The sequence below is a fragment of the Psychrobacillus psychrodurans genome (assembly GCF_050209195.1).
GTDB lineage: Bacteria > Bacillota > Bacilli > Bacillales_A > Planococcaceae > Psychrobacillus > Psychrobacillus psychrodurans.
In genome coordinates this window covers 3,254,928-3,273,710 of record NZ_CP189791.1, presented here as the reverse complement: position 1 = coordinate 3,273,710, position 18,783 = coordinate 3,254,928, and the positions used below count along the sequence as shown (strand labels likewise).

14 protein-coding genes are annotated in these 18,783 nt (G+C 38.6%); all 14 read left to right on the top strand.

Features of this window, described 5'->3' with window-relative positions; translation table 11 throughout:
• Positions 1-7 precede the first annotated feature (7 nt).
• The 14 genes from purM to gatB all read left to right on the top strand — a co-directional run bounded on the left by purM (position 8) and on the right by gatB (position 18,278).
• Positions 8-1,063 carry a phosphoribosylformylglycinamidine cyclo-ligase gene (purM, locus tag ACQCPR_RS16175; protein ID WP_427137544.1) on the top strand — a complete coding sequence of 352 codons (1,056 nt, stop codon included), beginning with the start codon at positions 8-10 and terminating at the stop codon, positions 1,061-1,063.
• Positions 1,063-1,638 (top strand): phosphoribosylglycinamide formyltransferase, encoded by a 576-nt coding sequence (gene purN / locus ACQCPR_RS16170; protein WP_090567997.1) that lies wholly within the window; start codon positions 1,063-1,065, stop codon positions 1,636-1,638. The genes purM and purN overlap by 1 nt, the downstream gene beginning before the upstream one ends.
• 619 nt (positions 1,639-2,257) lie before the next feature.
• A complete protein-coding gene (gene purH, locus ACQCPR_RS16165; RefSeq protein ID WP_427137543.1) occupies positions 2,258-3,793 on the top strand; it encodes a bifunctional phosphoribosylaminoimidazolecarboxamide formyltransferase/IMP cyclohydrolase in 1,536 nt (511 codons plus the stop codon).
• Between the two features lie 14 nt (positions 3,794-3,807).
• Complete coding sequence (purD, locus tag ACQCPR_RS16160) at positions 3,808-5,067, top strand: phosphoribosylamine--glycine ligase (protein WP_427137542.1); 1,260 nt, start codon at positions 3,808-3,810, stop codon at positions 5,065-5,067.
• Positions 5,068-5,538: 471 nt separating this feature from the next.
• A complete protein-coding gene (locus ACQCPR_RS16155; protein ID WP_090568007.1) occupies positions 5,539-7,269 on the top strand; it encodes an adenine deaminase C-terminal domain-containing protein in 1,731 nt (576 codons plus the stop codon).
• Positions 7,270-7,282: 13 nt separating this feature from the next.
• Positions 7,283-8,332 carry a DUF3048 domain-containing protein gene (locus ACQCPR_RS16150; RefSeq protein ID WP_427137541.1) on the top strand — a complete coding sequence of 350 codons (1,050 nt, stop codon included), beginning with the start codon at positions 7,283-7,285 and terminating at the stop codon, positions 8,330-8,332.
• An 81-nt stretch (positions 8,333-8,413) separates the two neighbouring features.
• Positions 8,414-8,734 (top strand): YerC/YecD family TrpR-related protein, encoded by a 321-nt coding sequence (locus tag ACQCPR_RS16145; RefSeq protein WP_090568010.1) that lies wholly within the window; start codon positions 8,414-8,416, stop codon positions 8,732-8,734.
• Positions 8,735-8,847: 113 nt separating this feature from the next.
• A complete protein-coding gene (locus tag ACQCPR_RS16140; protein WP_427137540.1) occupies positions 8,848-9,543 on the top strand; it encodes a heptaprenylglyceryl phosphate synthase in 696 nt (231 codons plus the stop codon).
• A gap of 47 nt (positions 9,544-9,590) precedes the next feature.
• Positions 9,591-11,819 (top strand): DNA helicase PcrA, encoded by a 2,229-nt coding sequence (pcrA, locus tag ACQCPR_RS16135; protein ID WP_241598281.1) that lies wholly within the window; start codon positions 9,591-9,593, stop codon positions 11,817-11,819.
• A 21-nt stretch (positions 11,820-11,840) separates the two neighbouring features.
• Positions 11,841-13,844, top strand: coding sequence for an NAD-dependent DNA ligase LigA (gene ligA / locus ACQCPR_RS16130; RefSeq protein WP_427137539.1), 2,004 nt, complete (start codon positions 11,841-11,843; stop codon positions 13,842-13,844).
• A 14-nt stretch (positions 13,845-13,858) separates the two neighbouring features.
• On the top strand, positions 13,859-14,989 hold the full coding sequence (locus ACQCPR_RS16125; RefSeq protein WP_427137538.1) for a CamS family sex pheromone protein: 1,131 nt from the start codon (positions 13,859-13,861) through the stop codon (positions 14,987-14,989).
• Between the two features lie 84 nt (positions 14,990-15,073).
• Positions 15,074-15,364 (top strand): Asp-tRNA(Asn)/Glu-tRNA(Gln) amidotransferase subunit GatC, encoded by a 291-nt coding sequence (gene gatC / locus ACQCPR_RS16120; protein ID WP_090568021.1) that lies wholly within the window; start codon positions 15,074-15,076, stop codon positions 15,362-15,364.
• A gap of 21 nt (positions 15,365-15,385) precedes the next feature.
• The gene (gene gatA / locus ACQCPR_RS16115; protein ID WP_090568024.1) at positions 15,386-16,849 is read left to right on the top strand and encodes an Asp-tRNA(Asn)/Glu-tRNA(Gln) amidotransferase subunit GatA; all 1,464 of its coding nucleotides are present in this window, start codon (positions 15,386-15,388) and stop codon (positions 16,847-16,849) included.
• A 1-nt stretch (position 16,850) separates the two neighbouring features.
• The gene (gene gatB / locus ACQCPR_RS16110) at positions 16,851-18,278 is read left to right on the top strand and encodes an Asp-tRNA(Asn)/Glu-tRNA(Gln) amidotransferase subunit GatB (protein WP_090568027.1); all 1,428 of its coding nucleotides are present in this window, start codon (positions 16,851-16,853) and stop codon (positions 18,276-18,278) included.
• Positions 18,279-18,783: the final 505 nt, after the last annotated feature.

The window sequence follows — 18,783 nt, the reverse complement described above, 5'->3', positions numbered from 1 at the left end:
ATTTTACATGTCAAAAGCATATGAAAAAGCAGGCGTTAATATTGAAGCTGGATATGAAGCCGTGCAAAGAATGAAATCACATGTCGAGCGTACAGCTAGAAAAGGAATCATGGGCACTTTCGGTGGTTTCGGTGGAATGTTCGATTTATCTTCATTGAATTATAAGGAACCTGTTTTGATCTCTGGAACAGATGGTGTTGGAACAAAATTGAAGCTTGCATTTATGACAGATTCACACGATACAATCGGTGTAGACTGTGTAGCAATGTGTGTTAATGATATCGTAGCACAAGGGGCCGAGCCCTTATTTTTCTTAGATTACGTAGCAGTTGGTAAAGCTATTCCTGAAAGAATTGAACAAATTGTTAAGGGTGTAGCAGACGGCTGTGTACAATCTGGAGCAGCATTAATCGGTGGAGAAACAGCAGAAATGCCTGGTCTTTACGAGGAAGATGAGTATGATCTTGCTGGATTTGCTGTAGGAGCTTGTGAAAAATCAAAAATCGTAACAGGTGAGAATATTACAGAAGGCGATGTGCTAGTAGGTATTGCATCAAGCGGTGTTCATTCAAATGGATATTCACTTGTACGCAAAATAGTATTTGAAGAGCGAGGCTACTCTCCGAGTGATGTTGTGGAAGGATATGAGGCGTTAGGTGAAATTGGTAAAGCCCTTTTAACCCCTACGAAAATTTATGCAAAGCCTGTAATGGAAATGCATCAAGAGCTTTTTATTCATGGGATGGCACATGTGACTGGCGGAGGGTTTTACGAAAATTTACCACGGATGATGCCTGATGGTCTTGCTGTTGAAGTTGAACTGGGTTCATGGGAAGTGCTGCCTGTCTTTGATTTCTTAAAAGAAAAGGGCGAGCTAGCGGACCGTGATTTATATAATGTGTTTAATATGGGAATAGGCTTTGTACTTGCACTTTCTACAGAAGAAGCGGAAAAAGCAATTTCAATTGCTGAAGCTCATGGAGAAAAGGCATTTACAATTGGTCGTGTTGTGCAAGGTGAAGGGGTAATCTTCAACGGAACACATGACGGGAGTTTAGTGTAATGACCGAAGTAGTAACGAAATTTGCTGTATTTGCCTCAGGAAGTGGTACAAACTTTCAGGCAATTTATGATGCAGTGCAAGAAGGAAAACTCGCTGGTGAAGCAGTGCTAGTAGTTACAGATAAGCCAGATGCTTTTATAGTAGAACGTGCCGAGAAAGCGGGCATAGCTACGTTGGCTATTAAGCCTTCAAGTTTTTCTTCTAAGTCAGCTTATGAACAAGCAATTTTAGAAAAACTAACCGAACTAAACGTGGAATGGATTGTCCTTGCAGGATATATGCGGCTGATTGGAGATGTTTTATTAGAAGCATTTCCAAATCGAATTATCAATATCCATCCTTCCTTACTACCCGCATTTCCGGGAAAAGATGCCATCGGACAAGCTATGGAGCACGGAGTAAAGGTAACTGGAGTCACGGTTCACTATGTGGACGCAGGCATGGATACTGGCACTATCATAGCACAGCAAGCAGTAGAGGTAGTGGAAGGCGATAGAGTACAAACCGAAAAACGAATCCATGATGTAGAGCATGCATTATATACGAAAGCTTTACAGCAGTTATTTGGGAAGTAATTAATACTTAGGATGTGCGCCATACATGCCGCAAGAGCACGAAGAGTGGATAAACTTGAAAAAGGATGTAGGGACAGAGCGACTCATCCTTGAAAGCCTAGTGTGCGGCAGTGCATGTCCAACCGTATGAATAGTCATCTATAGGCAAATATTTTGTTTACTTGCTTTGGCGCGTTAGTTACTTGCGTTTAGCATAGCAATACTTGCTTAACTTTATAAGATACTTGCGCTTATGATACGGTTACTTGCTCTCGGGTATGATTTACTTGCGTAGCGGTAAAAATATCCATTTCATTCGGTGTATAGCAGCAAGTAGCCGTAAAAGTAATAGGCAAATATTTTGTTTACTTGCTTTGGCGCGTTAGTTACTTGCGTTTAGCATAGCAATACTTGCTTAACTTTATAAGATACTTGCGCTTATGATACGGTTACTTGCTCTCGGGTATGTTTTACTTGCGTAGTGGTAAAAATATCCATTTAATAACTTTATTACAACTCTTGTTTGCGGATGCGGCAGCGCATGTCCAGCTGATGCGGCAAAGTTTAAGTTCTAATCTCAGCGGTAATATTCCAACAACAATGAACACAAATAGAACTACCAATTTAAGGAGGAATTATGGTGTCAAAACGTGCGTTAATTAGTCTTTCAGATAAATCAGGAATTCTCGAGTTTGCAAAAGAGTTGGATCTACTTGGCTATGAAATTTTATCAACTGGTGGAACGAAATCATTTTTAGAACAAAATGGTGTGGCAATTACATCAGTAGACCAAGTTACGAAATTTCCAGAAATTTTGGATGGTCGAGTAAAAACATTGAACCCAATGATACATGGTGGTTTATTGGCAAAGCATGACGACCCTTCACACCAAGCACAGCTAGAAGAGCATCAAATAACTCCTATTCAAGTAGTTTGTGTAAATTTATATCCTTTCCGTGAAACGATTTCTAAACAAGATGTGACATTTGAAGATGCTATTGAAAATATTGATATCGGCGGACCATCAATGCTTCGTTCGGCAGCGAAAAATCATCAATACGTAACAGTTGTAACAGATGCATCTGACTATGCTGAAGTACTTGCTCAGTTAAAAGAGAGTGGTGAGACGACAATTGAAACAAGACGCAAACTTGCTGCAAAAGTGTTCCGTCACACTGCTGCATACGATGCATTGATTGCTGGTTATATGACCGATTTAGCTGGTGAAGAATTCCCAGAATTGTTGACACTTACATATGAACGTAAGCAATCTTTACGTTATGGTGAAAATCCTCATCAACAAGCAGCATTTTACAAACGACCACTTGGTTCTGATTTTTCGATTGCTTCTGCAACACAACTACATGGTAAAGAGCTATCCTATAATAATATCCAGGATGCTAATGCTGCTATTCAAATCGTAAAAGAGTTTAAACTTCCAGCTGCAGTAGCGGTGAAACATATGAATCCGTGTGGTGTTGGGACAGGCGAAACAATTTCGGATGCTTTCAATAAAGCCTATGAAGCAGATTCAACGTCTATTTTTGGTGGGATTGTTGCATTAAACCGTGAAGTAGATGCAGCAACTGCAAAAGTATTAGCAGGTATTTTCTTAGAAATTATTATTGCTCCTTCATTCTCAGATGAGGCGATTGCTATGCTAACAGCGAAAAAGAACATTCGTCTTTTAACTATTTCTTATGAGCAAACCAAAAAGGATGCGTGGAATACAGTCTCTGTGGAGGGTGGATTACTTGTTCAATCCCCTGATACATTCGGGTTAAAGGATGCAGATGTAAAAGTAGTAACCGATCGGGAGCCAACTGCCGATGAATGGAAAGCATTAGAGCTTGGTTGGAGCGTAGTTAAACATGTTAAATCAAATGCAATTGTAGTGGCAACTGAAGATATGACCATTGGTGTTGGTGCAGGTCAGATGAACCGTGTAGGCTCAGCTAAAATTGCTTTAGAGCAAGCAGGACAACGTGCAATAGGAGCAGGTCTTGCTTCAGATGCATTTTTCCCAATGAACGATACAGTGGAGATAGCTGCTAAAGCAGGTATTACAGCTATTATTCAAACAGGTGGGTCAGTGAAAGACCAAGATTCTATCGACAAAGCGAATGAATATGGTATTGCGATGGTATTCACTGGCGTTCGTCATTTCAAACACTAAGGAGGAATATCTAGATGAATATTCTCGTAATTGGTAGTGGTGGCCGTGAGCATGCAATAGCCAAACAATTCATGGATTCACCTTCAGTTGAAAATGTATTTGTAGCTCCGGGTAATGACGGCATTGCAAAGGATGTCCAGATTGTTCCCATTGATGTGCTGGCTTTTGAAGAACTGGTAACCTTCGCAAAGGATAATAACATTGACTTAACATTTGTAGGACCAGAGCAACCACTGGCAGCCGGCATCGTAGATTATTTTGAAGCAGAAGGTTTACGAATATTTGGCCCCACAAAAGCAGCAGCTCAAATTGAAGGAAGTAAGGCGTTCGCAAAAGAAATTATGGATAAATACAATATTCCTACAGCTGCATATGAAACTTTCACAGATGTAGCTAGTGCGAAGGCATATATTGAAAAGCTAGGAGCTCCAATCGTTGTAAAAGCAGATGGACTTGCAGCTGGTAAAGGTGTCGTAGTTGCCATGACAGTGGAAGAGGCAAACCAAGCTGTGGAAGACATGATTGGCAATCAGTTATACGGAGAGTCCTCATCACGAGTAGTTATTGAAGAGTTTTTAGCCGGAGAAGAATTCTCTTTTATGTCATTTGTCCATAAAGGACAAATTTATCCAATGGTCATCGCACAGGATCATAAGCGTGCCTATGATGGCGATAAAGGACCTAATACAGGGGGAATGGGTGCTTATTCACCAGTTCCACAAATCTCCTCGGACATAGTTGACATAGCGTACGAAACTGTCGTAGTTCCAACTGTGAAAGCAATGACAGCAGAAGGAATCACTTTTACAGGTATTCTTTACGCAGGATTGATTTTGACGAATGAAGGACCAAAAGTGATCGAGTTCAACGCGCGCTTCGGAGACCCGGAGACGCAAGTAGTATTGCCCCGAATGACTAGTGATTTTGGAAAGTTCATGTTAGCCTTGATGAATGAAACACCATTTGAATTAACATGGTCAGATGAAGCGGTGCTTGGTGTTGTAATCGCATCCGATGGTTACCCAGTTGACGTGAAAAAAGGAGCTAAGCTTCCAGATTTAACTACATTAACTAGCGCAGGATTATATGTTTTCCACGCCGGGACTAAAGTAGAAGACGAAGACTTTATAGCTAATGGTGGACGTGTCATCCTCGTGGCAGCGAGCGAGTCTAATCTAAAGGAAGCACAACAAAAAGTATATGAAGGCTTAGCTGATTTTGAATGGGATGGTCTATTCTATCGTAAAGATATTGGCTGGCGTACATTTCAATAATTGATGAACAGGCAAAGAAAAACAATATGTTTTTCTTTGCTTTTTTAAAGAAAGTATATAAAAGCCTCTCTTGAATATTGATTATTAATTAAATATAATCCTGCAATGATTTCCGTGGTATATACACATTTATGCTATAAAATAGTAAACTAATTTGGTGAAAATATCCTTCCAACAGTATATAAAGACATAAAGCAAGTAGCCTACAGAAGGAAACAAGTAATGATAAAATAAAATTGAATCAGTCATAAACGTTCAAGCCTGTCGATGTCTACTGAAAACGCTAGAAATAGTTTTTAACTTAAAGTATTGTGACTCCATTTTGTTAGATTTTACATGTGGATTTCAAGTCTTTATTTCCTAACTTTACCATTATATTTCAATGAAATTAAAATTCGCTACTTTGCTTTACTAAAGTACTATGCTAATATTATTTTTATGAGTAAACAAAAAGAAAGGAGAATGGATGGAATGCAATATCCCATTTGGAAGATTGAAGAAATAAGGCATCAGCTCGATGTGGTCAATGGAATGCAGTCACCAGACATTGTTATTACTAATGCAACGTTTCTGCATAGTCATTTAAAGAAATGGATTACAGGAAACATTTGGATTGTAAAAGATCGGATTGTTTATACGGGTTCTGAAATGCCGTTAGTTTCCGACCAAACAGAGGTATATGATGCAACTGGTCAAAAAATTGTACCAGGTTATATTGAGCCTCATGTACATCCATTCCAGCTTTATAATCCACAAACCTTTGCAGATTATGCTGCTCAATTAGGAACAACTACATTTATCGCAGATAACTTAACTTTTTTCTTGATGCTTGAAAATAAGAAAGCGTTTTCATTAATAGATGAACTACAAAAAAGGCCATTTTCTTTTTATTGGTGGGCACGTTTTGATTCTCAAACGGAGTTAGAGAATGAAGAAGAATTGTTTACTTCAAAAACGGTAGGAGAATGGATAAAGCGTCATGATGTCATAATGGGCGGTGAGTTGACAGGTTGGCCACGCTTACTTTCAGGTGATGATCAAATGCTTTATTGGCTGCAGCAAGCTAAGACAAATGGTATGAAAATTGAAGGGCATTTTCCTGGAGCCTCTGAGCGCACGCTTGCAAGGATGCGTTTATTAGGAGCAGATGGAGATCATGAGGCGATGACCATTGAAGAAGTGGAGCGGCGTATTCTTCATGGATATGCGGTAACACTCCGTCACTCGTCGATACGTCCAGATTTACCACAACTATTAAAGGATATTTTAGAAAAAGATCTTCATATTTTTGATCATTTAATGATGACGACAGATGGAGCAACTCCTTCGTTTCATGTGGATGGAGTTATGGATAAATGCATTCAAGTCGCACTAGATGCAGGAGTGAAACCGATTGATGCATATTTGATGGCATCCTTTAATGTGGCGAAATACTATAATTTGTCTAATTTACATGGCGTAATTGCAACGGGACGTTTTGCAAATCTCAATTTCTTAAAGGATGAGCAAAGTCCTGTCCCATTAAGTGTGTTATCCAAAGGAGTATGGTTGAAGAAAGAGCAACAAAAGACTAGAACATTAGAGCCAATTGACTGGTCTCCTATGCCAGACTTAAACTTGTCGTTTGATGTATCAGAAGCAGACTTTCAGTTCTCGATACCGTTTGGAATAGAAATGGTAAATGATGTAATTACTAAACCCTATTCCATCTCATTTGATACAACCGACATCGAGCTATCAAAAGATCACGATGAAAGTTTTCTATTGTTATTAGACCGTAAAGGGAAGTGGAAGGTATCCACACTTATTAAAGGTTTCGCAACTTCTCTAATGGGCTTCGCTTCTTCGTACTCTAATACAGGAGATATTATATTAATTGGGAAGAATAAAAAAAGTATGCAACAAGCCTTTCGGGAAGTTAAGAAAATGAATGGTGGAATAGTCATTGTAGAAGATGAGCAAGTTGTTTGTTCTATTGAACTTCCAATAGGCGGAGTACTTTCTAATAAGTCAGTAGAAGAATTAATAGAAGAAGAGCTAGTATTAAAAAAAGAACTAGCTAATAGAGGATTTAAGCATGGGGATGCGATTTATACATTGTTATTTCTACAAGCGACACACTTACCATATGTAAGGATTACGCAAAGAGGAATTTTTGATGTGATGAAAAAACAAGTATTATTTCCAGCATTAATGAGGTAGGGGGACGTTGGTTGTGTTCAAACGATGGGGAATTTTAATAGCTGCTAGTGTACTTCTCGTAGCTTGTTCCAGTAAAGAAGAAGTAGCAGATCCAGTAGAAGAGATCATAGAAGATGTAGTGGAAGAAGTAGAAGTACAAGCGGAGGAAGAAGTGCTGCCGTATAGGGCTCCCTTCACTGGTATTGGCTCAGAAAAAGAATTGACACAAAGACCCGTATTAGTCACTATCAACAATCATCCGCTCGCACGTCCACAGTCGGGAATAGCAAAAGCAGATATCATTTATGAAATGTTAGCAGAAGGCAATGTGACAAGATTTTTAGCAGTGTACCAAAGTGAGATTCCAGAAAAACTTGGACCTGTTAGAAGTGCTAGAGATTACTTTGTTGACGTTGCCAAAGGGCTAGACGCATTTTATATTGCACATGGATATAGTCCAGATGCTCAAAAAATGCTGAGTTCTAGAGTAGTTGATAATATAAATGGAATGCAATACGATGGCATATTATTTGAGCGATCAAGTGAAAGAAAAGCTCCTCATAATTCGTATATTACAAAAGAAAAGATTTTAGCAGGTGCGGAAAAAGTAGGAGCTTCGATGGAAATGAGTAAAATACCTAGGTTCTCTTTCTATGAATCCTTTGAAGGGATAAAAATTGGTAATCCCGTATCTAATTTTTCTATCCATTACGGATCGGGCTCATCTTTTGAGAATGAATATACGTATATATCGGATGAGGGTATTTATGAGAGAGAGACCGCTGGAGTTCTTACAACAGATAAAGAGACAGACAAAGCTATTAAAATTGCAAATGTAATATGCATGGAAATTCCACATAAAGTTATTGATAGTTCTGGTAGACGTCAGTTATCTTTGAATGATGGAGGAAGAGCTTATATATTCCAAGCAGGTATTATGAAGGAAATCGAATGGGAAAATATTGATGGAATTCTTATGCCGATGGAAAATGGGGTTCCTGCAAAACTAGTACCGGGACAGACTTGGATCAATTTTATACCAACTAGTCCTGGATTAGAGGAAATGGTAACTTATTTACCTTAACTAGCCTAGGTATTGTATGTAATAAGTGAAAATCCAGATACGAAATAATATAGCCAATTAAATAAAGAGGAGATGACCGCAATGCAGATTGAAAAAATTAAAGGTAATCAAACCGAACAACTATTTAAAGCGGTACTAGAATTAAAGGATATGGAAGAGTGCTATCGATTTTTTGATGATCTATGTACGATAAGTGAAATTCAATCCTTGGCACAGCGTTTCGAGGTCGCACATTTATTGCGCTTGAAAAAAACATATGAATCTATAAAAAAAGAAACTGGGGCAAGTACTGCAACAATATCACGTGTAAGACGTGCATATGACTATGGTAATGGTACCTACGATGAGATGTTAGGGCGACTATATCCTGATGAAAATCCAGTACCAACAATAAAAGAGTAGGAAGAAAAATATAAGTTTTCAAAATATGTTAGAACATGTACTGAACAGCGATGTCTGTTCAGTTTTTTTGTTATAATGGATGAATGTTAACTAATTAGATGTAGGTGAAAAAAATGGAATATAAAGATTGGCGACATATATTTAAGTTAGACCCGGCAAAACCTATAGGTGCAGATGCTCTAGAAAAAATCTGCGAATCTGGTACAGATGCAATTATCATCGGTGGATCTGACAATGTAACACTCGACAATGTGATTGATTTGCTCATGCGTATTAGAAGGTATGCAGTTCCTGTGGCATTAGAAGTATCTACGATTGAATCTATTACACCTGGGTTCGATTATTATTTTATACCGAGTGTATTAAATAGCTCTGAAACGAAGTGGGTAAAGGATTTACATCATGCAGCTACCAAGGAGTTCGGAGAAGTTATGAATTGGGATGAGATTATCCCAGAGGGGTATTGCATTTTAAATCCCGATTGTAAAGCGGCAAAATTGACGAATGCAGTGAATCCGAGCAGTGAAGAAGATATAATAGCTTATGCGGAAATGGTGGAGTATTTATTTAAATTTCCAGTCTTCTACATGGAATATAGCGGAATGTATGGAAACGTAGAAACTGTGAAAAAAGTAAAGAATCGTATAAAAAACACAAAGCTATTTTATGGTGGGGGTATACTAACAGAGGAGCATGCAAGACAAATGGCTACCTATGCGGATACAATCATTGTGGGCAATCAAGTATATGACAACTTGGCAGAGGCATTAAAGACAGTTCAAGCTGTAAAGACATTGAGTAAACAATAGAATTACGATATGATTAGGGAACAAATGTTCTCGAAAGGAAGTGCACTATGGAAATCATCGCGAAAAACCTATTGAATGGTATGAATAAAGAACAAGAAGAAGCCGTGAAGACAACAGAAGGTCCACTTCTTATTATGGCTGGTGCAGGTTCAGGGAAAACGCGTGTATTAACGCATCGAATCGCATATTTAATCGTGGAAAAAGAAGTATACCCATCGAAAATCTTAGCAATCACCTTTACAAACAAAGCGGCAAGAGAAATGCGTGAACGTATTAACGGCTTATTGGGAGCAGGAACAGGGGAAAGAATGTGGGTGTCAACATTCCACTCCATGTGCGTACGTATTTTAAGAAGAGATATTGATCGAATTGGATACACAAAAAACTTTTCGATATTAGATACAAGTGATCAATTAACGGTTATTAAAAATGTGCTAAAAGAACAAAATATTGATTCGAAACAATATGACCCTCGCTCGATGCTTAATGCCATCAGTGGTGCCAAAAATATTTGTATCGATTCGGATACGTATCGTGCGCAGATGAATGAGATGAATCCATTTGAAAAGACAGTGGCAAATGTGTATCAAAGCTATCAAAAAAAATTGAGAAAGAACCAATCCCTCGATTTTGATGATTTAATCATGTTGACATTGACATTATTTAAACGAGTTCCTGATGTGCTTGAATTTTACCAAAACAAGTTCCAGTATATCCATGTAGATGAATATCAGGATACGAACAAAGCACAGTATGAACTAGTGCAGATGCTTGCTAAAAAGTTCAAAAATATTTGTGTCGTTGGTGACTCGGACCAATCAATTTATCGTTGGCGTGGAGCTGATATTCAGAATATCTTATCGTTTGAAAAAGATTACCCAAATGCAAAAGCAATTATGCTAGAGCAAAATTATCGTTCATCACAACGAATCTTACAGGCAGCAAATGACGTCATTGGTAATAACACGAGTAGATATCCGAAGGTTTTGCGAACGGAGAATCTAGAAGGGGAAAAAATCGAGTTATTCCGAGCGATGAATGAACAGCAGGAAGCACAATATGTAGTTCAAAAAATTCAAGACTTGATGGAACTAGAAAATCGTACTTTAAATGATTTTGCTATTTTATACCGTACGAATGCTCAATCCCGTGTGATGGAGGAAGTGCTCGTTAAATCGAATATGGCTTACACAATTGTGGGCGGCACAAAATTCTATGATCGTAAAGAGATTAAAGATTTACTTGCCTATCTACGTTTGATAGCCAACAACGATGATGATTTGTCTCTTGCTCGGATTATTAATGAGCCTAAACGAAACATTGGAGCGACATCCTTTGAACGTATGGCGCTCTATGCACTGGACCAGGACCGCTCGATTTTAGACGCGTTAAGTGAAGTGGACTTTATGGGGATACCAGCTCGTGCAGTAAACTCAGTTATTCAATTTCAAGGGTTAATCAATAACCTGACCCAAATGCAGGAGTTTTTGTCTGTAACAGAAATTGTCGAGCAAGTGCTAGATAAGACAGGATATCGCACGATGTTGAAAAATGAAAAAACAATTGAAGCCGAAAGTCGCTTAGAAAATATTGAAGAGTTTCTGTCTGTAACGAAAGAATTTGAGAAACAGAGTGATGACAAGTCGTTAGTTGCATTTTTAACTGATTTGGCACTTATCTCAGATATAGATAAATTGGATGAAGATGAAGATGTATCTAAAGGGAATATTATTTTAATGACAATGCATGCGGCAAAAGGGTTAGAATTCCCTGTAGTATTTATCATTGGGATGGAAGAAAACATCTTCCCACATTCACGATCACTTGGTGACGATGATGAAATGGAAGAGGAACGACGCTTGGCCTACGTGGGAATCACTAGAGCAGAAGAAAGACTTGTAATTACCTGTGCGCAGTCTCGAACTATTTTTGGTCGTGGAAGTTTTAATAGCCCATCTCGTTTTATCAAAGAAATTTCAGATGATATTCTGGAAGTCGTTGGTTGGACAAAAGATATTGGCAAAAATCCAGAAAGACATGCAAAAGCTATTGGTAATACTCGTAAAGCAGTAGTTACTCGTCCAGCATACAACGAGTCTGGTGGAGAAAAAATGGGCTGGCAAGTTGGAGACAAAGCGACTCATAAAAAATGGGGTGAAGGTATGGTTGTCAGTGTTCGTGGAGAAGGTGAGAATACTGAGCTAGATATTGCATTCCCAAGTCCTACGGGTATTAAGCGTCTGCTTGCAAAATTTGCCCCAATCGAAAAAGTATAATCACAACAGGAGGAACCCTGGATGGATCAGTTAGAACAACGAGTACAAGAGCTACACAAATTGTTGAATGATTATGGACATGCCTATTATGTATTAGATGATCCTATTGTTCCGGATGCCGTATACGACCAATACTTGCATGAACTAATAGCTTTGGAGGAACAAAATCCAGATTTAATATTACCAGATTCTCCTACTCAGCGAGTTGGTTCCATCGTAAGTGAAGGCTTTAAAAAAGTAACTCATGCCAATCCAATGCTAAGCCTATCCAATGCATTTGGCGAAGAGGATTTACGTGATTTTGATAAACGCATTCAAGGTATTATCGGTGAGTCACCAACGTATGTATGTGAATTGAAAATTGATGGTCTTGCAATTTCCTTATTGTATGAGGATGGACTTTTAAAAAGAGGAGCTACCCGTGGGGATGGTTCCACCGGTGAAGATATTACAAGTAATATTAAAACCATTCGTTCGATTCCAATGCGCTTAAAAGAAAAGGTAACCATAGAGGCAAGAGGGGAAGCATACATGCCAAAGTCTTCCTTCTCTAAGTTGAATGAAGAACGTACAGCACAAGCAGAAGTCTTATTTGCCAATCCACGCAATGCGGCAGCAGGTTCCTTACGTCAGCTCGACCCTAAAATTACTGCTAGTCGTAATTTAGCCATGTTCGTATATGGTATGGGTGGTGATGGTGAGGATCAGAATATAGACAATCATTTGGATGCACTAGGATTTATGAAGAAACAGGGGTTACCAACTAATAAGGAAACAAAAAAATGTACATCCATTGAAGAAGTACTTAGCTTTATAGAAGAATGGACGAAAAAAAGACATGACATTCCATATGAAATTGATGGGATTGTTATTAAAGTAAATGACTATGCACAGCAAGAAGAGCTAGGGTTTACCGCGAAGAGTCCACGCTTTGCGATAGCGTACAAATTTCCGGCAGAGGAAGTAGTTACTAAAATTATCGATATTGACTTAACGGTTGGTCGTACGGGTGTTGTCACTCCAACTGCTATTTTAGAACCGGCACAAGTAGCTGGATCTACTGTGCAACGTGCAACACTTCATAACGAAGATTTAATCCGTGAAAAGGATATTAGAATTGGTGATCATGTTATTATCAGAAAAGCTGGAGATATTATTCCAGAAGTAGTTTCCGTTATAATGGAAGAGAGAAAAGGCACGGAAGTACCATACGAAATGCCAAGCCATTGTCCTGTTTGTGAAAGTGAATTAGTTAGAATCGAACAAGAAGTCGCACTTCGTTGTGTAAATCCACAATGTCCCGCTCAAATCCAAGAAGGTATTTACCACTTTGCGTCTCGCAATGCCATGAATATTGATGGACTTGGTGAAAAAGTGGTTGAACAGCTGTTTAGAGAACAATTAATAAAAGATATTTCAGATCTATATAATCTGACAGTGGACGATTTAGTAAAGCTTGAGCGTATGGGACTCAAATCGGCAACTAATTTAGTGGAAGCAATAGAAGCATCTAAAGCAAACTCAATGGAAAAAGTATTATTTGGACTTGGAATTCGCCATATTGGGGAAAAAGCGGCAAAAATATTATCCGAGAGTTTTCATAGCTTTGATGCGCTAATGAAAGCAACAAGAGAAGAGCTTATAGCGATTTTTGAAATTGGAGACAAAATGGCTGATTCATTAGTGACCTATTTTGAGCAAGAAGAAGTCCGATTATTGGTTAATCGCTTAAAAGAAGCAGGATTGACACTAAAGTATACTGGTAGAATTATTGATGCGAATGTAATGGAAAAAAGTCCATTTGCAGGGAAAATAGTTGTTTTAACAGGTAAACTAATGCAACTATCTCGTACAGAAGCAAAAGAAAAAATAGAGTCATTAGGTGGTAAAGTTGCTGGAAGTGTCAGTAAGAAAACAGATTTGGTCATTGCTGGAGAAGAAGCAGGATCAAAACTTGAAAAAGCCACAAGCCTCGGTATTGAGGTTTGGGATGAACAAAAATTATTAGACTCCATAGCGGAGTAAAGGGAGTGGCGAACATGACCAAAAAACATATAGGCATGTTGACGCTGGCTTTATTACTAATGGTCTCTGGTTGTACTCCTTCTTTAGATGACAAAACAGAGGTTATACAAAATACAGAAGAAGAAGAGACCAAATCAGTAATAATTCCGAGTTTGCAGCTAGACGAAACATATTATCGAACATTATTACCTTACGAGGAAAGTGCGAGTAGAGGATTAGTAGTATCCAACTTATCTAGTAAGTATGATATGAAGGAAGTGGAAAATGGACTTCTTCGTATTTCTCAAAATGAGTTTTCGCCAGAAAAGTATTTGTTCCAGGAAGGGCAGTACTTAGATACGAGTACCTTAAAAGATTGGCTAGCAAGAAGCAATCAAGAAGAAGGTGGATTAAATCCCAGTGATGTAGGTTTAACTGGAGAGGAAAAAGCAAAAAAAGCTCCGGTTTATATTACGCATATCGTGGAACAAAACTATTTAGAAAAAGTAGATAATAAGGTAAGTCTCTCAGGAATTTCCATAGGATTGGCGTTAAATTCAACTTATTACTACGAGAAAGAAAAATATGGTGCTATATATGAAGAGAAACTGACCCAGGCTCAGATTGAAGAGAATGGCAAACGAATTGCTGAAGAAGTAGTTACCCGTTTACGTAAAATGGATGGTCTTGCTGATATTCCAATTGTAGTCGGCTTGTTCAAACAAAATAGTCGGAACGCAGTTGTTCCAGGAACATATTTTACGTATAGTACAGCGGCTGCAGGAAAAAATGTATCTGACTGGAAAGCAATTGACGAGGAGTATGTTCTATTTCCTACTGCGGACTCTCAAGAAAAATACCGTGATTTAGATACAGTTTTCCGCGGCTTCAAACAAGATGTAGAAACATACTTTTCCAATTATACGAGTATTATTGGGACAGGTTATTTCAAAGATAAGCAACTTCAAAAGTTGACAGTCACTATTCCTATACAGTTTTATGGAACTGCAGAGGTTATTGGGTTTACACAGCATCTTGCAGGCTTAGTAAAAAATCTCCCTGCGATGAATATTGAAGTACAAGTGAATTCTATAGATGGTGCAGAGGCATTACTAGTGAAAAAAGCTGGTGATGAAGAACCGTATGTGCATATATACACACAATAAGCAGTAAAGAGGTACTCTCTGTTCAAGCAGAGTGAAAAATGATATGATATTTCGTATGGTTACCTGAATTCGGAGGTGTGATAAATGGCGGAGTTAACGAAAGAAGAAGTAAAGCATGTTGCCCATCTTGCGAGACTTGCAATTACAGAGGAAGAAGCAGAAAAGTTTGCACTTCAACTAGGAGCAATCACGGAATTTGCTGAGCAATTAAAAGAGTTGGATACAACAAATGTAGAACCTACTACACATGTCCTTCCATTAGTAAACGTGCTACGTGAAGACGTAGCTACTAAAGGTTTGGAAAGAGATACGATGATGTTAAATGTGAAAGACCAAGAAGCTGGTCAAGTAAAAGTACCATCAATTATGGATTAATAAATGTAAGGAGGGAAAATCATGACGTTATTTAATCGCTCATCGAAAGAATTACAAGGGCTTATACATAATAAAGAAGTTTCTTTAGTGGATTTGACAAACGAAGCTTTTGCACGTGTAGAAAAACTTGATGGCGAAGTAGAAGCCTTCTTAGCTTTGAATAAAGAAAAAGCATTAGAAACAGCTACAGAATTAGAAAAAATACCTTTTGAAGAACGTGGACCATTATTCGGTTTACCAATCGGAGTAAAGGATAATATCGTAACAGAAGGATTAGAAACTACTTGTGCAAGTAAAATTTTACAAGGATTCAATCCTATTTATGATGCAACGGTTGTGAAAAAGTTACGCGAGGCTGGTATGATCACAATCGGTAAATTGAATATGGATGAATTTGCAATGGGTTCTTCTAATGAAAATTCAGCCTATAAAACAACTAAAAACCCTTGGTCATTAGACCGTGTTCCTGGTGGTTCTTCAGGTGCATCAGCAGCAGCAGTAGCAGCTGGTGAGGTGCCGTTCTCGCTAGGTTCAGATACTGGTGGATCTATTCGTCAACCAGCATCCTATTGTGGTGTTGTCGGTATGAAACCTACGTACGGACGTGTTTCTCGTTTCGGTCTAGTAGCGTTTGCTTCTTCTTTAGACCAAATTGGTCCGATCACTCGTAACGTAGAAGACAATGCACTACTTCTAGAAGCAATTTCTGGAGTTGATGCAAATGATTCTACTTCAGCAGATGTTGATGTTCCAAACTTTGTAGCAGCTTTGACAGGAGATATTAAAGGTCTTCGTATCGCCGTACCTAAAGAATATTTAGGAGAAGGTGTAAGTGAAGCAGTTCGCCAATCTATTATGGATGCGTTGAAAGTATTAGAAGAACAGGGAGCAACTTGGGAAGAGGTTTCATTGCCACATTCTAAATACGCTTTAGCTACATACTATATTCTTTCATCTTCTGAGGCTTCTTCCAACCTTTCTCGTTTTGATGGAATTCGTTATGGCTTCCGTGCTGAAAACGTTGAAAACTTATTGGATCTTTATAAAGAAACTCGTGCACAAGGATTTGGTGACGAAGTTAAACGTCGTATTATGCTAGGTACTTATTCATTAAGCGCAGGTACTTACGATGCTTACTATAAAAAAGCACAGCAAGTTCGTACACTTATCAAACAAGATTTCGATAAAGTTTTAGCGGATTATGATGTAATTGTCGGACCAACGGCACCAACTCCAGCATTCAAAATTGGAGAAAACGTAGAAGATCCATTGACGATGTATGCAAATGATATTTTAACAATTCCAATTAACCTTGCAGGTGTACCAGCAATTTCTATCCCTTGTGGATTTGAAGATGGATTACCACTAGGTCTACAAATTATCGGGAATTATTTTGACGAGTCAACGATTTATCGCGTAGCACATGCTTATGAGCAATCTACTGATTTCCATAAACAAACTCCTCAGATTTGGGAGGGAAAATAACATGAACTTTGAAACAGTTATTGGATTAGAAGTACACGTAGAGTTAAAAACTAACTCGAAAATCTTCTCATCAGCACCTAATCATTTTGGGGCTGAACCAAACACAAACACAACAGTAATAGACCTAGGATACCCGGGTGTATTACCTGTATTGAATAAAAACGTAGTCGATTTTGCAATGCGTGCAGCACTTGCGCTAAATATGGAAATCGAGCAGAATACAAAGTTTGACCGTAAAAACTATTTCTATCCAGATAATCCGAAAGCATATCAAATTTCGCAATTTGATAAACCAATCGGTAAAAATGGTTGGGTTGAAATTGAAGTAAACGGTGAGAAAAAACGTATTGGAATTACTCGTCTTCATATGGAAGAAGATGCTGGGAAACTTTCCCATGCAGATGGATATTCTTTAGTTGACTTTAACCGTCAAGGAACTCCGCTAGTTGAAATCGTTTCAGAACCAGATATCCGTACACCTGAGGAAGCTTATGCTTACTTAGAAAAAGTAAAATCTATTATCCAATATACAGACGTTTCAGATTGTAAAATGGAAGAAGGATCTTTACGCTGTGATGCGAATATTTCTATTCGCCCTTATGGTCAAGAAGAATTTGGTACTAAAACTGAGTTGAAAAACTTAAACTCGTTCAACTTTGTACGTAGAGGACTAGAGCACGAAGAAGTTCGTCAAGCAGAAGTATTATCTGCTGGTGGAATCATTGAACAAGAAACTCGTCGCTATGATGAGAAAACTGGTAAAACGATTCTTATGCGTGTTAAAGAAGGTACGGATGATTATCGTTATTTCCCAGAGCCAGATTTGGTGGATCTTGTAATTGATGACGCATGGTTAGAACGTGTGCGCTCAGAAATCCCGGAGCTACCAGATGCTCGCAAACAACGCTATATAGAAGAGTTAGGATTATCTCCATACGATGCACATGTATTAACATTATCTAAGGATATGGCTAACTTCTTTGAAGCAACTATTGCTGATGGAGCTGACGTAAAACTATCTGCTAACTGGATGATGGGTGAGGTGTCTGCATACTTAAACGCAGACCAAAAAGAATTGAAGGATATAGAACTAACTCCTGCTAATCTTTCTGGAATGATTAAATTGATCTCGGATGGTACTATCTCATCAAAAATCGCGAAAAAAGTTTTCAAAGAGCTTGCTGACAACGGTGGAGACGCTGCAGAAGTCGTAAAAGCTAAAGGCTTAGTACAAATTTCTGACGAAGGCGCACTACGCGAAATCGTAACAGCAACACTTGATGCTAATCCCCAATCTATCGAAGACTTCAAAAACGGGAAAGACCGCGCAATTGGCTTCCTAGTTGGACAAATCATGAAAGCAACAAAAGGCCAAGCAAATCCGCCTCTTGTTAACAAAATCTTGAACGAAGAAATCGTAAAACGCTAATACTCAAGGATGCCCATTTCATTTGGGCATCCTTTTTGTATGGAAGTATCCGCTCCGGAGCACAAGTAAAGCCCAATAAGGAAGCTTTTCGGCAAGGCGAAAAGCTAAGAGCATTTAAATCTTCCAGATAATCCCTCTTAGCAAGTAAAAGCATCAACTCCGCAAGTAAACCGGTCTCGAGCGCAAGTATCTAACCAACTCCGCAAGTAAATCCACCCTGAGCGCAAGTAAAGCCCACCCCGCCGCAAGTAAATCCCAATAAGGAGGCTTTTCGCCTTGGCGAAAAGCTAAGAGCATTTAAATCTTCCAGATAATCCCGTTTAGCAAGTAAAAGCATCTACTCCGCAAATAAACCGGTCTCGAGCGCAAGTATCTAACCAACTCCGGAAGTAAATTCACCTCGAGTGCAAGTAAAGCCCATCCCACCGCAAGTAAATTCAAATAAGGAAGCTTTTCACCAAGGCGAAAAGCAAAGAGCATTTAAATCTTCCAGATAATCCCGTTT